Annotated in this window: 14 protein-coding genes; 6 read left to right on the top strand and 8 right to left on the bottom strand. The window is 68.5% G+C overall.

Annotated features, from left to right (window positions below; all coding sequences use genetic code 11):
- The first annotated feature begins 287 nt into the window (after positions 1-287).
- Together AAFF27_12470 and AAFF27_12465 are read left to right on the top strand one after the other, a co-directional pair.
- On the top strand, positions 288-602 hold the full coding sequence (locus tag AAFF27_12470; protein XAH25949.1) for a helix-turn-helix transcriptional regulator: 315 nt from the start codon (positions 288-290) through the stop codon (positions 600-602).
- Positions 592-1,848, top strand: a complete 1,257-nt coding sequence (locus AAFF27_12465) for a type II toxin-antitoxin system HipA family toxin (GenBank protein XAH25948.1) — start codon at positions 592-594, stop codon at positions 1,846-1,848. Before AAFF27_12470 ends, AAFF27_12465 begins: the two co-directional genes overlap by 11 nt.
- 95 nt (positions 1,849-1,943) lie before the next feature.
- Here the strand turns inward: AAFF27_12465 and AAFF27_12460 are convergent, their stop codons facing one another.
- On the bottom strand, positions 1,944-2,807 hold the full coding sequence (locus tag AAFF27_12460) for an isocitrate lyase/PEP mutase family protein (protein ID XAH25947.1): 864 nt from the start codon (positions 2,805-2,807) through the stop codon (positions 1,944-1,946).
- Between the two features lie 5 nt (positions 2,808-2,812).
- On the bottom strand, positions 2,813-3,781 hold the full coding sequence (locus tag AAFF27_12455) for a tripartite tricarboxylate transporter substrate binding protein (protein ID XAH25946.1): 969 nt from the start codon (positions 3,779-3,781) through the stop codon (positions 2,813-2,815).
- Positions 3,782-3,970: 189 nt separating this feature from the next.
- Here AAFF27_12455 and prpR point away from each other — a divergent pair, with 189 nt between their 5' ends.
- Positions 3,971-5,935: a propionate catabolism operon regulatory protein PrpR gene (prpR, locus tag AAFF27_12450; protein ID XAH25945.1), complete on the top strand. Its 1,965-nt coding sequence runs from the start codon at positions 3,971-3,973 to the stop codon at positions 5,933-5,935.
- A gap of 107 nt (positions 5,936-6,042) precedes the next feature.
- Here the strand turns inward: prpR and AAFF27_12445 are convergent, their stop codons facing one another.
- Genes AAFF27_12445 through AAFF27_12425 form a run of 5 tightly spaced genes read right to left on the bottom strand, consistent with a single transcriptional unit; the run spans position 6,043 to position 11,153 of the window.
- A complete protein-coding gene (locus AAFF27_12445) occupies positions 6,043-7,032 on the bottom strand; it encodes a tripartite tricarboxylate transporter substrate-binding protein (protein ID XAH25944.1) in 990 nt (329 codons plus the stop codon).
- A 26-nt stretch (positions 7,033-7,058) separates the two neighbouring features.
- Positions 7,059-7,913, bottom strand: coding sequence for a CoA ester lyase (locus AAFF27_12440; GenBank protein ID XAH25943.1), 855 nt, complete (start codon positions 7,911-7,913; stop codon positions 7,059-7,061).
- A 1-nt stretch (position 7,914) separates the two neighbouring features.
- Entirely contained in the window at positions 7,915-9,096 is a 1,182-nt protein-coding gene (locus AAFF27_12435; GenBank protein XAH25942.1) for a CaiB/BaiF CoA-transferase family protein, read from the bottom strand.
- 7 nt (positions 9,097-9,103) lie between these two features.
- A complete protein-coding gene (locus tag AAFF27_12430; protein ID XAH25941.1) occupies positions 9,104-10,273 on the bottom strand; it encodes an acyl-CoA dehydrogenase family protein in 1,170 nt (389 codons plus the stop codon).
- Between the two features lie 4 nt (positions 10,274-10,277).
- Entirely contained in the window at positions 10,278-11,153 is an 876-nt protein-coding gene (locus AAFF27_12425; protein XAH25940.1) for a MaoC family dehydratase N-terminal domain-containing protein, read from the bottom strand.
- 89 nt (positions 11,154-11,242) lie between these two features.
- Here AAFF27_12425 and AAFF27_12420 point away from each other — a divergent pair, with 89 nt between their 5' ends.
- From AAFF27_12420 to AAFF27_12410, 3 genes are all read left to right on the top strand, one after another.
- Positions 11,243-12,172 carry a LysR substrate-binding domain-containing protein gene (locus AAFF27_12420; protein XAH26227.1) on the top strand — a complete coding sequence of 310 codons (930 nt, stop codon included), beginning with the start codon at positions 11,243-11,245 and terminating at the stop codon, positions 12,170-12,172.
- Between the two features lie 177 nt (positions 12,173-12,349).
- The gene (locus AAFF27_12415) at positions 12,350-13,375 is read left to right on the top strand and encodes a tripartite tricarboxylate transporter substrate binding protein (protein XAH25939.1); all 1,026 of its coding nucleotides are present in this window, start codon (positions 12,350-12,352) and stop codon (positions 13,373-13,375) included.
- A gap of 11 nt (positions 13,376-13,386) precedes the next feature.
- Positions 13,387-14,373, top strand: a complete 987-nt coding sequence (locus AAFF27_12410; GenBank protein XAH25938.1) for a D-2-hydroxyacid dehydrogenase family protein — start codon at positions 13,387-13,389, stop codon at positions 14,371-14,373.
- A gap of 54 nt (positions 14,374-14,427) precedes the next feature.
- Here the strand turns inward: AAFF27_12410 and AAFF27_12405 are convergent, their stop codons facing one another.
- Complete coding sequence (locus tag AAFF27_12405) at positions 14,428-15,876, bottom strand: SulP family inorganic anion transporter (GenBank protein ID XAH25937.1); 1,449 nt, start codon at positions 15,874-15,876, stop codon at positions 14,428-14,430.
- Positions 15,877-15,884: the final 8 nt, after the last annotated feature.

Below are 15,884 nucleotides of genomic sequence, written 5' to 3'. Positions count from 1 at the left end.
GCCGATTCCGAGCACCGCAAAGCAGTCCGGCAAAGCCGGACCGCCACAGTGGGGTCGCCTTCTCTTTGGTGACTTTCTCTTGGGCAGACCACAAGAGAAAAGTTACTCGCCCGCCGGGGCGAACTCCCGGCACCCGCCGCCTGCAGGGTAAGCAACCCAGGAAATCTCCAAGCCCTCAAAACCGCGGTATTTGAAATTACAGAAAAAACCAATAAAATGACTTTTAAGCCACATAAAGATCATTTTATTAATCAATCATGCCCAAAGACAGCCCATCCCTGTCAGCCATGCCAGCACCCGCAGGGCTGGCCTTGGGCCGTCTTGGCCAGCGTTTGCGTGCCCACCGGGTGCAACGCGGCTGGACGGTGGCCGAGCTGGCCGAACGCCTCATGTGCTCGCCCACAACCTGGCGCGCCCTGGAGGCCGGCAAGCCCGGCACCAGCATCGGGCTGCTGGCGCATGCGCTCTGGCTGCTGGGCGAACTGGAGACCCTGGAGCAACTGGCGCCCGCCCCTGCCGCGCTCGCTGCCAAGCGCCGCGTGCGCCGGCCAGCGGGAAGGCCGGCGGCCGGGGTGATTGGGGAGGACGAGCGTGATTTCTGACAACGCGCCCGCCGAGCGCCGTGTGTATGTGGGCCTGGCACGGCGCACCGGCCAGGAGGTACAGCCGGTGGGCCTGCTGAAGCTGGCGCGGCACGGCGTGATGGAGTCGGGCGAATTCGCCTACGGCCGCCGCTACCTGCAAGAGCCCACAGCCCAGCCGCTCAACCCCGCGCACCTGCCCTTGCGCGAAGCCGCCTTTGCGCTGCCGGAGCAGCGCCTGCGCGATGGCGGCGCCATGCCGCTCACCTTGCGTGACGCCCTGCCCGACGCCTGGGGCCGCAAGGTGCTTGAAGTGCAGCATGGCAAGGCGCTATCAGACACAGACGCCTTGCTGTTGACCAACGAGGACCGGGTGGGCGCCATGGTGTTTTCAGAAACGCTGCCCATCCAGCCCGACGTGCCGGAGACAAGGCTGCTGTCCCTGGAAGACCTGGCCGAAGCCTCGCGGCGGATCGAAGCCGGGATGGAGATCACACCGCGCATGCAGCAATTGCTGCGCGGCGGGGCCAGCCTGGGCGGTGCACGGCCCAAAGCCACTTTCATCCATGAGGGCCGCCGCTACATCGCCAAGTTCGCATCGCGCGGCGACGAGCACAACATGGAGGTGGTAGAGGCCGCAACGCTGCGCCTGGCCATGGCCTGCGGGATCACGGTGCCGCCACACCTGCTTTGGCCATTGGCACATGGCCATGCCTTGCTGGTGCAGCGCTTTGACCGCACGGGCGCGGTGAACGACGAGCGCCGCTTGCCCTATCTCTCCAGCGCCGCGCTGCTGGACGTGCCCTATGAGTCCAGCCGCGGCAGCTATGTCGAGCTGGCGCAGGCGCTGCGCCGCATGTCGGCACGCCCGGAACTTGATACAGCCGAGCTGTTTCGCCGCATGGTGTTCAACCTGGTGGTTGGCAACAGCGACGACCACGTCAAGAACCACGGCGTGCTGGACCACGGCACGGGCGATTGGCGGCTGGCCCCGGCCTTTGATCTGGTGGCACAACTGGGCGCCCATACGGGCTACCAGGAACTGGCGATATTGCCGGGCCAGCACGCGTCCAGCCTGGCGCTGGCGCGCGAGGCTGCGGCCCACTTTGGCGTCACGGCGGACCGCGCCAACCAGGCCATCGAGGCCACCCTGGCGACGGTCGCACGTGATGCTTATCCGTCCGTCGAAGCCGCAGGCGGCAGCCCGGCCTTGGGCAAGCGGCTGCAGGCTTTTGTGCTGCAGCAGGCGCAGCGCATCGCGGGTTGATGCGTGGCCCAGCACTGGACTATTAAATAGATAGCTATTAGCCCAGGCAGCACAGGGGCTAGAGGCACTTTTTACCAAAAAAATGCCGGGCGCCACTACGCTCCGTACCGCGCCTCCAACGCATCCCACTGGGCCTTCCCCACCAGCCGCTGCCGCTCGGCAAACGGGGTGACCAGGGCCGGGTCTTCCTGCAGGCTGCGGGTGTCGCGCAGCACGGTCAGGGCGCGCTGCATGCCGGCCACGGCGCCTTGCAGGGCGGCGTTGGCGTAGAGGACGAAGCCGTAGCCGAGCCGGCCCAACTCTTCAGCGCCGACGATGGGGGTGCGGCCACCAATCACCAGGTTCATGAGCAGCGGGCTGGCCAGGCGCTGCGGCATGGTGGCGATCTCTTCGGCGGTGGTGACGGCTTCTACAAACAGGATGTCGGCGCCGGCCTCTGCGAACTTTTGCGCGCGCTCAAGGGCCGCCTCAAAGCCGTGCACGGCGCAAGCGTCGGTGCGGGCCATGATGAGCAGGTTGGCATCCTGGCGCGCGTCGGCGGCGGCTTTGATCTTGCTCACGGCCTCTTCGGTGGAGATGACGTCCTTGCCGCTGAAATGGCCGCAGCGCTTGGGGCTGACCTGGTCCTCAAACTGGATGCAGTCGGCGCCGGCGCGCTCCAGCGTGCGCACCGTGTGGCGCACGTTGAGGGCGTTGCCAAAGCCGGTGTCGGCATCGACGATCAAGGGCAGTTGCACCGCGTCGCGGATGCGTGCGGTGTGGTCGGCGATGTCGGCCAGGCCCATGAAGGCCTGGTCGGGCAGGCCAAAGTGCATGTTGGTGACGCCGGCGCCGGTGATGTAGATGGCCTCGAAGCCCAGGTCTTCGATGACCTTGGCCGACAGCGCGTTGAAGGCGCCGGGCACGAGAACGCCACGGCGGGCGGCGGCCAGGGCGCGCAGTTGTTGCTTGGTGTTCATGTGGCTCACTCGTCCTTCATGCCGGTGGCCTTGACCACGGCGCCAAGGCGCGCACGCTCTTCGTCCACAAACTTGATGAACGAGGCACGGTCGCCGCCGATGGGTTCGATGCCCATGCCTTGCAGGCGCTGGATGGTGGCCGGGTCTTTCATGGCCTTGTCGACGGCGGCGGCCAGCTTGTCGAGGATGGCGGTGGGTGTGCCGGCCGGCGCGTGTACGCCGGCCCAGTGGGCGATGCGGATCTGCGGGAAGCCCTGCTCCACGGCGGTGGGCAGTTGCGGGTAGGCCGAGATGCGCTGCGTCCAGGTGGTGGCCAGGGCCTTGAGCTTGCCGCTCTTGAGGTAGGGCAGCACCACGATGCTGGCCTCGGACGTGGCGTCGATCTGGCTGCCGAGCACGGCGGTGACGGATTCCGAGCCGCTCTTGTACGGCACCAGATCCAGCTTGGCGCCGTAGTCAGAGGTCAGCAGCCCTTCGACGAAGTGCGGCGTGCTGCCCACGCCGGCGGTGCCAAAGTGCAGCCCCGGCCCGGTCTTGGAATGCGCGACGAAATCCTTCAGGTCTTTGTAGGGCGAATTGGCCGGCACGATGATGACCGAAGGCGCCAGGCCGATCATGGCCACGGGCACGAGGTCGCTGTCCTTGTAGGGCACCTTGCGGATCATGCTGTTGGAGATGACGCCCGCAGCACTGACCAGGAAGGTGTAGCCGTCAGGCGCGCTCTTGGCCACCACATCGGCACCAAGGATGGCGCCCGCGCCGGGCTTGTTGTCCACGATGATGGGCTGGCCCAGCGCCCTGGAGGCGCCCTCGGCGGCGGCGCGCGCCATCAGGTCGTTGGCGCCCCCGGCAGAGAAGGGCACGACCAGGCGGATCGGCTTGCTGGGCCAGGTGTCGGCCAGGGCCGGGGCGGCCTGCAGGCCGGCGATCAAGGCGGCGGCACAGGCAAGAGTGGTGCGGCGAGAGATGTCCATGGTGATGTGCTGTAGTAGTTGTGGAGCAGGTAAGCGGCCATCAGGTGCAATCGATGTGCCAACGGCCCACGGGAAAACCCTTGGTCGGCTAGAGCATTGATTTGAAATGACTTTCTCTGCCATGACAGCTTCAAGCCTGGGCCATGAAATCACTTTCGTTTCATTCATGAAACAATGAAATTCATTGAAATGAATGCCATGCCAGCCCACCCGCCCTCCTCCCCCGACTATCCCCGCGCCCGCCCCCGCATCGTGGCCGTGGCCCGCCACCGGCTGGGCCGCGTGCTGGAGCGGCTGGCGCCAGGCGTGGCCGCGCAGGCGCAGGTCGAGCTGGTGGGCCATGCCTTTGACGACGCGGTGACGGCGATACGCGCGCTGCATGCCCGCGACCCCATCGATGCGGTGGTGGCCGCCGGTGCCAGCGGCGAATGGCTGCGCCAGCACCTGGACATACCGGTGGCGATGGTCGAGGTGCGCGGCTTTGACCTGATGCGCGCGCTGGCCACGGCCCGGGCCATTTCGCCGCGCGTGGGCTTGGTGTCTTTCGATGGCCCTTCTGAACACCTGGCGCAGCTGGATGCACTGTTTGGCATGGGCATTGCGCAGTTCAGCTACCGCGGCCCGGACGATGCCCCCGCCTGCGTGGAGGCATTGCGCGCGGCGGGTGTGCAGGCCGTGGTTGCGCCCGGGCTGGTGTCCGATCTGGCCGAGCAGGCTGGCATCGCCAGCGTGCTGATGTATTCCGACGAAGCCGTGCGCCAGGCGCTGCAAGACGCCATACACCTGGCCCGCCACAGCCGCGCCGAGCGCGCGCGCCACGAGCGCCTGGGCACCATCCTGGGCCAGTTGCAGGACGGCGTGGTGGCCGTGGACTTGCGCCAGCGCATAGAGGCACTGAACCCCGCCATGGCGGCGCTGCTGGGCGCCCCGGTGGCGGCGCTTATCGGCCGCCTGCTGGGCGATGTGGCACCAGCACTGGACCTGGGCGCCACCATGCGCCTGCGTGCAGAGCCGGCCGAAGACGTGCTGCAGATCGGCGCACGCACGCTGGTCGTGCGGCGCGCGCCCATCATCGAGAACGGCGAAGTCACCGGCGCACTGCTGGTCTGCCGCGACCCGGCCACCATCCAGCGCGCCGACCGCCACCTGCGCGCCAACCAGCGCCAACGCGGCGCGCCCGCGCGCTACCGGATCGAGGCCTTCACCGGCGACAGCAGCGCCGCACGCCGCGTGCGCGAGCTGGCGGCCCAGTGCGCAGCCAGCGAGGCCACGGTGCTCATCACCGGCGAGAGCGGCACCGGCAAAGAGCTGGTGGCCCAGGGCATCCACAGCGCCAGCCGGCGCGCGGCGCAACCCTTCCTGGCCGTGAACTGCGCCGCGCTGGGCGAAAGCCTGCTGGAGAGCGAACTCTTTGGCTACGAGGAAGGCGCCTTCACCGGCGCGCGGCGCGGCGGCAAGACCGGGTTGGTCGAGGCGGCGCACACCGGCACGCTGTTTCTGGATGAGATCGGCGACATGCCGCTGGCGCTGCAAACCCGCTTGCTGCGCGTGCTGCAAGAGCGCGAGGTGCTGCGCCTGGGCGCAACCGTGGCCGTGCCGGTGGACCTGCGCGTGATAGCGGCCACCCATGCCGATCTGGCGGCGCAGGTGGAGCGCGGCCTGTTCCGGCGCGATCTGTACTACCGGCTGGCCGTGCTGCGCATTGCCACGCCGCCCCTGCGCGAGCGCGGTGCCGACATCGCCCCGCTGGCCGCCAACCTGATGGAGCGCCGCGCCCGCGCCGCAGGCATCTCCACCGCACAGGCCAGGGCTTGGCTCGCCGCCCTGCTGGAGCTAGCCGCCGGCTACGCCTGGCCCGGCAATGTGCGCGAGCTAGAGAACATGGTCGAGCGCCTGCTGGCCTGCCACGGCTACCTGGCGCCCGCCGGCGGATTGGACCGCGCCCGGCTGCTGGAGGTGTTCCCCGAATGCGCCCAGGCCCGCCCCGCGCCGGTACGCGACAGCCTGCTGAAAGACGCCCGCCGCGCCGCCGAGCAGCGCCGCGTGCGCGAGGTGCTGCAGTCGGTACAGGGCGACCAGCGCCAGGCCTGCGCCATCCTGGGCATCAGCCGCGCCACGCTATGGCGGCGGCTGCGGGACAATGCCGAATCGTAGAACTATCAAATCAATAGCTTATTGCCGGCGTCAACCCTTCGTTTCAATTGCAAAAGTACCTGAAATTCATATACAACGCCGGCATCCAGCTACTATTTATATAGCACTCATTCCGCCGTAACCCCCGCCTGTCGGATCACCTTGCCCCACTTGAGGGTCTCGGCCTCCAGGTGGCTGCGCAGGCCTTCGGGGCTGACCTTGTCCATGGGCACGATCTCTGAGCTGAGCTCGGCCAGGCGGTGTTTTACGGTGTCGTCCCGCAAGGCCACGCGCAGGGCGGCGTTGAGCTTGCGGGTGACGGCATCCGGCGTGCCCTTGGGCGCGTAGACGCCGTGCCAGACCTTCACATCGAAGCCCTTCAGGCCTTGCTCGTCCAGCGTGGGGATGTCCGGCAGGCTGGCCAGGCGGCGCGGCGTGGTCACGCCAAACACCTTCACGCGGCGGCCGTCTTTGATGACGGGCGCAGTCTGCGTGGTCTGGTCGCACACCAGGTCGACCTGCCCGCCCATCACGTCCTGCAGCGCGGGGCCCGCGCCCTTGTAGGGCACTGTCGTGAGCTGCACGCCGATCTGCGAGGTGAACAGCAGGCTGCACAGCTGCGACACCGCACCCAGCCCGGCGTGCGCCATGGTGACCTGGCTGCCGTGGGTCTTCAGGTAGGCCAGCAGCTCGGGAAAGCTGTCGGCCGGGAAGTCCTTGCGCGCCAACAGCGTCATGGGCACATCCATCACCTGGCCGATGTAGGCAAAGTCTTTCAGCGGGTCGAACGGCAGCTTGGGATAGAGCGCCGGCGCGGTCGCCATGCCCATGTGGTGGATCAGCACCGTGTAGCCATTGGGCGCGGCCCGCGCCACGCGTGCGGCGGCCAGCGTGCCACCGGCGCCCACGGTGTTCTCTACCACCACGGTCTGGCCCAGCGCGCGGCCCATGGGCACGGCCAGCAGGCGCGCCACCACGTCGGTCGGGCCGCCGGCCGAGTACGGCACGACCAGGGTGACCGGCTTGTCGGGCCAATCCTGCGCCATGGCCGGCGCGGCCAGGGCCAGCGCAGTGAGCGCCGCAGCGCACAGGGTTTTCAAAGCGGGGATCGTCTTCATGGTTTGTCTCCTTCGTTGTGATCTCTTTATGGCGGCTGGCCGGCAGCCAGCAGGCGTTCGGCCAGGCGCAGCACTGGCGCGTCCACCATGCGGCCGTCGAGCCGGAACACGCCACCGCCCGCAGCCTGCATGCCTTCGCGCACGCGGCGCGCCCATTGCAGCTCTTCAGCGCTTGGCGCGAATGCGGCCTCGACCACGGCGATCTGGCTCGGGTGTATGCACAGCTTGGCGCCAAAGCCGCCGCGCTTGGCGCGGGCCACATCAGCGGCCAGGCGCGCGCCATCGCCCAGCGCGGTGGTGACGCCATCGACCGGCGGCGCCAGCCCGGCGCGGCGCGTGGCCTGCACCAGGGCCAGGCGCACCGGCAGCAGCTCGGCCTCGTCCGCCTCGCAGGCCAGGCCCAGGTCGGCCTGAAAGTCCAGGTGGCCAAAGGCCAGGCGCAGCACCTGCGGGCAGGCGGCCAGCGCATCGAGCGCGTCCAGGCCGGCGCCAGATTCAATCAGCGGCAGCAAGCCGCAGGCCGGGCCCACGGCCTGGGCCAAGCGCTGCAGGTCGGCCGGGTCTTCCGACTTGGGCAGCATCACGCCGCCCAGGCCTTGCGCGGCCAGCGTGCCCAGCAGCGCAAGGTCGGCCGCATGCCAGGGCGTGCCGGCAGCGTTGATGCGCACCAGCAGCCGCGCGCGTTCAGCGCTGGTGAGCGCGCCAAAGCCTTGGGCCAGGGCTAGGCGTGCGGCTTCTTTTTGATCGGGCGCCACGGCGTCTTCCAGATCCACGATCACCGCGCCGGCGCCAGAGGCCAGCGCGCGCGCCAGGCGCTCGGGACGGTCGGCAGGTACGAAGAGGAAGGAGCGCGCAAGCGCCAATACGGACAAGGACGGCATATCAGATGGCTTGCGCGGTGCGTAGCGCCGCAATGTCGGCCGCGTTGCGGCCGAGTGATTGAAGAATGGCCTCGGTGTGCTGGCCCACGGCCGGAATGGCTTCCATGCGGTAGTCAAAGCTGCTGTTGCGCCCCGGCGGCAGCAGCGCCGGGATATCGCCCGCCGGCGAACCCACCGTGCGCCAGCGCCCGCGCGCCTGCAGTTGCGGGTGGGCCCAGAGCCCAGCCATGTCGTTCATGCGCGCATTGGCGATCTGCGCGGCATCGAGCCGTGCCAGCACCTGCTCTGTGCTCAGCGCGCCAAAGCTGTTGTGGATGATGGCCTTCAGCGCCTCGCGGTTGGCGTTGCGTTTGGCGTTGGCATCAAAGCGCGGGTCGGCCGCCAGCGTGGGCTGCTCCAGCACCACGGCGCAAAAAGACTGCCACTCGCGCTCGTTCTGCAGGCCCAGCATCACCGTGCCGCCATCACCGGCCGGGAACGGGCCATAGGGGTAGATGGTGGAATGCGCCGCGCCGGCGCGCGGCGGCGGCGGTGCGCCGCCGTAGGCGTAGTACATGGGGTAGCCCATCCACTCGGCCAATGACTCCAGCATGGACACGTCGATGTGCGCGCCCTGCCCGGTCTTGCCGCGCTGCAGCAGCGCCGCCAGGATGCTGCTGTAGGCATACATGCCGGCGGCGATGTCGGCAATCGAGTTGCCCGACTTGGTGGGCTCGTCGGCCGTGCCGGTCACGCTCAAGAAACCGGCCTCGCTCTGGATCAGCAGGTCATAGGCCTTCTTGTCGCGGTAGGGGCCGTCTTCGCCATAGCCCGATATGTCGCAGACGATGAGGCGTGGGTACTGCGCGCGCAGCACGTCTGCCCCCAGCCCCATGCGCGCGGCAGCGCCCGGCGCCAGGTTCTGCACCAGCACGTCGGCGCCGGCCACCAGCTCTTGCAGCACGGCCAGCGCCGCAGGCTGCTTCAGGTCCAGCGTGAGGCTTTCCTTGGAGCGGTTGACCCAGACGAAGTGCGAGGCCTCGCCCTCTACGCGCTGGTCATAGGCGCGGGCAAAGTCGCCCGCGCCGGGGCGCTCGACCTTGACCACGCGCGCGCCCAGGTCGGCCAGTTGGCGCGTGCAGAAAGGTGCGGCAATGGCGTGTTCCAGCGAGATGACGGTGATGCCGTCCAAGGGTCTAGTCATGGCAGCCTCAGAACGATCTGGGTAGGCCCAGCAGGTGCTCGGCCACGTAGGAATAGATCAGGTTGGTGGAGATCGGCGCCACCTGGTAGAGCCGGGTTTCGCGGAACTTGCGCTCCACGTCGTATTCGCAGGCAAAGCCAAAGCCGCCGTGGGTCTGCAGGCAGTTGTTGGCGGCCTCCCAGCTGGCCTTGGCGGCCAGGTACTTGGCCATGTTGGCCTCGGCGCCGCAGGGCTGGCCGGCGTCGAACAGCGCGCAGGCCTTGAAGCGCATGAGGTTGGCGGCCTCCGTCTCGATGTAGTCGGCGGCAATAGGGAACTGAATGCCCTGGTTCTGCCCGATGGCGCGGCCAAACACCTGGCGCTCGCCCGCATAGCGCCGCGCGCGGTCGATGAACCAGTAGGCGTCGCCTATGCATTCGGCCGCGATCAACGTGCGCTCGGCGTTGAGCCCATCGAGGATGTACTTGAAGCCCTGGCCCTCTTCGCCAATCAGGTTCTCTGCCGGGATCTCGAGCTTGTCGAAGAAGACTTCATTGGTCTCGTGGTTGACCATGTTCTGGATGGGCCGCACCGTCATGCCATGGCCGATGGCGGCCTTCAGGTCGACGATGAAGATCGACATGCCCTCGGACTTTTTCTTGACCTGCGCCAGCGGCGTGGTGCGCGCCAACAGAATCATCAGGTCCGAGTGCTGGATGCGCGATATCCACACCTTCTGGCCATTGACCACATAGCGGTCGCCTTGCCTCACGGCCGTGGTCTTGAGCTGGGTGGTGTCGGTGCCGGTGCTGGGCTCGGTCACGGCCATGGTCTGCAGGCGCAGCTCGCCAGTCGCGATCCTGGGCAGGTACTGCTGCTTCTGCGCCGCGCTGCCATGGCGCAGCAGCGTGCCCATGTTGTACATCTGGCCGTGGCACGAGCCGGCGTTGCCGCCAGAGAGGTTGATCTCTTCCATGATGACCGAGGCCTCGGCCAGGCCCAGGCCAGAGCCGCCGTACTCGGCCGGGATCAGCGCGGCCAGCCAGCCGGCTTCGGTCAGCGCCTTGACGAAGGCCTCGGGGTAGCCGCGCGCATGGTCGATCTGCTGCCAATAGGCGGAGTCAAAGCTGCCGCACAGCGCACGCAGCGCCTCGCGCATGTCCTGGTAGGCGTCGGGGGTGGGGATCTGGGTCTTCATCGATTTAGCCGAGGGTGGCGGTGGCCTGCATGGTCAGCCAGCCGTCGGCGTCTTCGGCCCACAGGTGCACGGTGCGGCCATCAGCGTCGGGCCGGCCGTGCACGCGGAAGGGCGCGGTGTCGAAGGTTGGGCGCACGGCGCGGAACTCAAAGCGCGCCACGGTTGCACCAGGCATCTCGCGGCGCAGCAGATCGATCAACAACGTGGCGATCAGCGGGCCGTGCACGATCAAGCCCGGGTAGCCTTCGACCTCGGTCACGTAGCTGCGGTCGTAGTGGATGCGGTGGCCGTTGAAGGTCAGCGCGGAATAGCGAAACAGCAGGGTTGCGTCCGGCACGATGCGGCGGCTGAAGGCGGCGTCTTGCGGGGCGGGCGTGGGCACGGGCGCCGCATCGCCCGGTGCAGGCGCGGCGCGGTAGACGATGTCGTGCTCTTCTGTCAGCGCCAGGCCGCGCGCGTTGTGGAGGGCGTGGCGCACCAGCACAAACACCAGCTCGCCGCTGCGGCCGGCCTTGTGCGCGACCGAGGCAATGGTGGAGCGGCGCTCGGCCGCATCGCCCACCTGCAGCGTGTTGCCCGGCTCCCAAGCCAAGCGGCCGCCGGCCCACATGCGGCGCGGCAGCGGCACCGGTGGCAAAAAGCCGCCGCGCTGCGCATGGCCGTCGGGGCCCAGTTCAGACTGGCGGTGTTGCGGCAGAAAGTACAGCCAGTGCCACAGCGGCGGCAGTGGTGTGCCGGCCGTGGGTGCGACGTCGTCGCGGTCCAGCGTGGCCGACAGCGCGCGCACCGGGGCGGCGGTGATGCTGTCGTGTTCGCTCTCGCTGCGGCCCTGCCAGGATTGCAGATGGGCCAAGTCTTGGGGTGTCAGTGGTGTGCTCATGGATGGGCCCACTTTGGCGCTGAAAGCGCCCGGGCACAATCTGCCTATTTGCAAGAAAGCCTTCGGTTATGCCGAAGTCTCACCCCGCCATGCATTTCGACCTGACCGACTTGCGGCTTTTTCTGCGCACCGCAGAAGAAGGCAACCTGACCCGCGCCGCCGCGCTGCAGCACCTGTCGCTGGCCGCCGCCAGCGCGCGCATCAAGGCGCTGGAAGAACAAGCCGGCCTGCCCCTGTTCCAGCGCCTGGCACGCGGCGTGCGCCTGACACCTGCGGGCGAGGCCTTTCTGCACCACGCACGCCTGCTGCTGCAGCAAACGCACCAACTGCGCGACGACCTGCGCGAGTACAGCGCCGGCCTGCAAGGCCACCTGCGGGTGCAGGCCAACACCACGGCGGTGAGCGACATCCTGCCCGGCCTGCTGCCGGGTTTTTTGGCGGCGCACCCGCGCGTCAACATCGACCTTCTTGAAAAACCGAACGCACTGATACCGCAGGGCGTGCGCAGCGGCCAGGCGGATATCGGCATCGTCGCCGGTGAAACCGATACCCAGGGCCTGCAGTCCATCCACTTCAGCACCGACCGGCTGGTGCTGGTCACGGCACGCAAGCACCCGCTGGCGCAGCGCAGCAGCATCGCCTTTGCCGACACGCTGGACGAAGACGCCGTGGGCATGGTGCAGGGCAGCACCTTGCAGGCTTTTTTGCACCAGGTGGTGGAGCGCCTGGGCCGGCCGCTCAAGCTGCGCGTGCAGCTGGGCAGCTTCGACGCCATGTGCCGCATGATCGGCAGCGGTGTCGGCGTGGGCGTGGTGCCTGAGTCGGCCGCGCTGCGCAACCAGCAGGCGATGCAACTGGCGCTGGTGCCGTTGACCGACGCCTGGTGCGTGCGCGAGCGCTACCTGCTGGTACGCGACCGCGCCGCCCTGCCCTCTTATGCGCAGGCCCTGGTGGACCTGGTCTGCGCCTGGGGCCAGAGCGCTCCGGCAGCGCCGCAACGCCGCAAGAAACGCGGCTGAACGACGCCCGGCGCCCAGGCCACCGCGCCGCTCCTGGGTTTCATTTCCACTGTGTGGAAATGGCGTGGCGACAGCGCGCAATATCTCGCATAAGCTGAAAGCACAAATCGATGCCCGCCACTGGCCCCCGCCAGTAGGCCAAGCCATGCCGGGCCACAAAACCCTGGAGACAAAACCATGCATTCAAGCCCCCATCCCGACGGGTGCGCGCCCGCCCCGCCGTCCCGGCGCCAGGCCCTGCAGTGGGCCACCGCCGCGCTGTTGCCGGCAGCGGGCAGTTGGCATCCCGTGGCTGCGCAGCCTGCGGCTTTTCCGTCCCGGTCGATCCGCATCGTCGTGCCCTTCGCCCCTGGTGGCCCGACCGACCTGATGGCCCGCGCCATCAGCCGCAGCCTGGGCCAGACGCTGGGCCAGCCGGTCATCGTCGACAACAAGCCCGGCGGCGGCGGCGTGATCGCCCTGGGGGAAGTCGCCAAGCAGCCCGCGGACGGCTATACGCTGGCGTTCCCGTCCATCCTTGCCGTGACCAATCCGGCACTGATGCCCAACTACCCTTTCGATACGCTGCGCGACTTCAGCGCGGTCACGGTGGTTGGCTTCATTCCGCATGCACTGGTGGTGCGGCCGGACTTCCCGGCCAAGGACCTGCAGGCGCTGGTGGCGATGGCCAAGGGCAAGCCGGGTAGCCTGGCCTATGGCTCCTCCGGCAATGGCACCTCGGCCCACCTGGCCGGGGCGATGTTTGCCGAGCGCGCCGGCATCCGCGCCACGCACGTGCCCTACCGTGGCGCCGGCCCTGCCGTGCAGGACCTGTTGGGTGGGCAGATCCAGTACATGTTCCTGGACATGAGCTCGGCGCTGTCACAGATACAGGCCGGCAAGCTGCGCGCGCTGGCAGTGGCGCCGGCGCGGCGCTTCCCGGGCTTGCCGCAGGTGCCGACCATCGCCGAACAGGGCTACCCCGGCTATGACATCCACGCCTGGTACGGCCTGCTGGTGCGCGCCGGTACGCCCGAGCCGGTGGTGCAGCGGCTCTACACCGAGGTCAAGGCCGCACTGGCAACGCCTGAGGTGCGCGACACCTTCCGCATGCAGGGCATAGAGCCCGGCGGCATGCCGCCCGCAGAATTCCAGCAATTGATACGCAGCGATCTGGCGCAATGGAAGCAGACCGTGGACCAGCTCGGCATCCGGCTCGAATGAAGGAGCAGCGCATGCGCATCGCCATACCCGACGACTACCAGGACTGCGTGCGCAGCCTTGCCTGCTTCGGCAAGCTGGCCGGCCACGAGGTCACTGTGTTCCATGACACGCTGCACGACACCGACGCGCTGGCCGAGCGCCTGCGCGGCTTCGACGCCGTGGTGCTGACCCGCGAGCGCACCGCCATCACCAGCGCACTGCTGCAGCGCCTGCCGCGGCTGCGCCTGATCAGCCAGACCGGCAAGCTGGCCGGCCATGTGGACCTGGCCGCCTGCACCGCGCGGGGCGTGGCGGTGGCCGACGGCCGCGGCTCCGGCGCCGCCACGGCCGAGCTGACCTGGGGCCTGCTGCTGGCCAGCCGCCGACACTTGGTGGACGAAGCCAACCGCCTGCGCGCGGGCCAGTGGCAGGGCCACCTGGGCCAGCAGTTGCAAGGCCAGCGCCTGGGCGTCTGGAGCTACGGCCGCATTGGCCGGCAGGTAGCGGCCTATGGCCGCGCCTTCGGCATGCAGGTGTGGGTGTGGGGCCGAGCGGCCTCCACCGCTGATGCGCGGGCCGACGGCTTTGAGGTGGCGCCATCGCGCACGGCCTTCTTCGCTGAAAGCGACGTGCTCAGCCTGCACGTGCGCCTGAATGCCGAGACCCGTGGCCTGGTCACCGCCGCCGATCTGGCGCTGATGCGCCCCGCTGCGGTACTGGTCAACACCAGCCGCGCCGAGCTGGTGGCCGACGGTGCGCTGGCCGCCGCGCTCAGCGCCGGCCGCCCCGGCTTTGCCGCGGTGGACGTGTACGAACACGAGCCCGCGCAGGGCCATGCGCTGGTCGGCCTGCCCAATGCGCTGTGCACGCCGCACATCGGCTATGTGGAGCGCGATAACTACGAGCGCTACTTCGGCACGGCCTTCGACAACATCAATGCCTTTGCCGCTGGGCGGCCGCAGAACATCGTGAACCCGGAGGCGCTGGCCTCCAGCGCGCGGCAGGAGGCAAGGCCATGAGCAGGCCATCCGGGCCAGGTCTTTGCGGCCACGGCCTACAAGAAGCGCCGCTGACTACGCCGCCGAGCCCAGCCGGTCGATCAGCGTAGCGCTGGCGGCATTGAGCCCCAGCACCTCCACCGCCAGCCCGTGGTGGCGCAGGCGCTGCAGCACTTTCTCAAAAGCCGCTACCGCAGTCACGTCCCAGAAGTGCGCCTGGGTCAGGTCCAGCCGCACGGTTTTGCCCGGCACCTCGCGCGGGTCGAAGGCATCGACAAACATGTCGGCCGAGGCAAAGAACACCTGGCCCGCCACGCGGTAGGTGCGCACGCCGCCAGCATCCTCGGCCCGCACCTGCAGCAGCCGCGCCACCTTGAAGGTAAAGAACACACCCGACAGCAGCACGCCCACGGCCACGCCTGCCGCCAGGTTGTGCGTGGCCAGCGTGACCGCCACCGTGCCCAGCACCACCACGCTGGAGGTGCGCGGGTGCCGCAGCACCGCGCGCAGCGAGCCCCAATCGAAGGTAGAGGCCGACACCATCACCATGATGGCGACCAGCGCCACCACCGGCACCTGCGATACCCAGGGCTTGAGCAGCACCATCAGCACCAGCAAGAAGACGCCGGCAAACAGCGTGGACAGGCGCCCGCGCCCGCCGTACTTCACGTTGCCCACGGTCTGGCCGATCATTCCGCAGCCGGCAATGCCGCCAAACAGGCTGGCCGCCATGTTCGCCAGGCCCAGGCCGGTGCATTCGCGGTTCTTGTTGCTGGGGGTGTCGGTCAGCTCGTCCACCACGCTGGCGGTCATCATGGATTCGAGCAGGCCGACCATGGCAATGGCCAGTGCCGGCAGCGCGATGATGCGCAGCGTGTCCCACACCAGCGGCACGCCGGGCCAACTGAAGATCGGCAAGGTCTCAGGCAGGTGGCCCAGGTCGGCCACGGTCTTGAGCGGCAGGCCCAGCCAGGACGACAGCAGCGTCAGCACCACGATGCAGACCAGCGGCGAAGGCACGGCCCGGGTCAGGCGCGGCAGCCCGTAGATGATGGCCAGGCCCAGCGCCAGCATGGCCCAGGTGGCGCCGTTTGCGCCCGCCAGGTGCGGCAGTTGCGCGGCAAAGATCAGCACCGCCAGCGCATTGACGAAACCGGTGCGCACCGAGCTGCTGACAAAGCGCATCAGCACGCCCAGCCGCAGCAGCCCAAACACGATCTGCACCAAGCCCGCCAGCAGGCCGGCCGCCAGCAGATAGCGCAGGCCATGCGCCTGCACCAGCGGCGCGGCCACCAGCGCCACCGAGCCGGCAGCGGCCGAGATCATCGCCGGCCGGCCGCCAAAGAACGCAATCACGATGCCGATCACAAAAGAGGCAAACAGCCCCACGGCCGGGTCCACCCCGGCGACAAAGGCAAAGGCAATGACTTCAGGGATCAGCGCGAAGGTGGCGACGGCGCCGGCCATCAGCTCGCGCGGGACAGAGGGAGCGAGCCATTCGGCCCGGTAGCGGGAAAGAGACATGGCGGGGA

Origin of the sequence: Xylophilus sp. GW821-FHT01B05, assembly GCA_038961845.1 — a bacterium.
In the GTDB taxonomy this organism is placed as follows: Bacteria; Pseudomonadota; Gammaproteobacteria; order Burkholderiales; family Burkholderiaceae_C; genus Xylophilus.
Note: the sequence above shows the minus strand (reverse complement) of the source record. Positions and strands in the feature narration are given on the sequence as shown.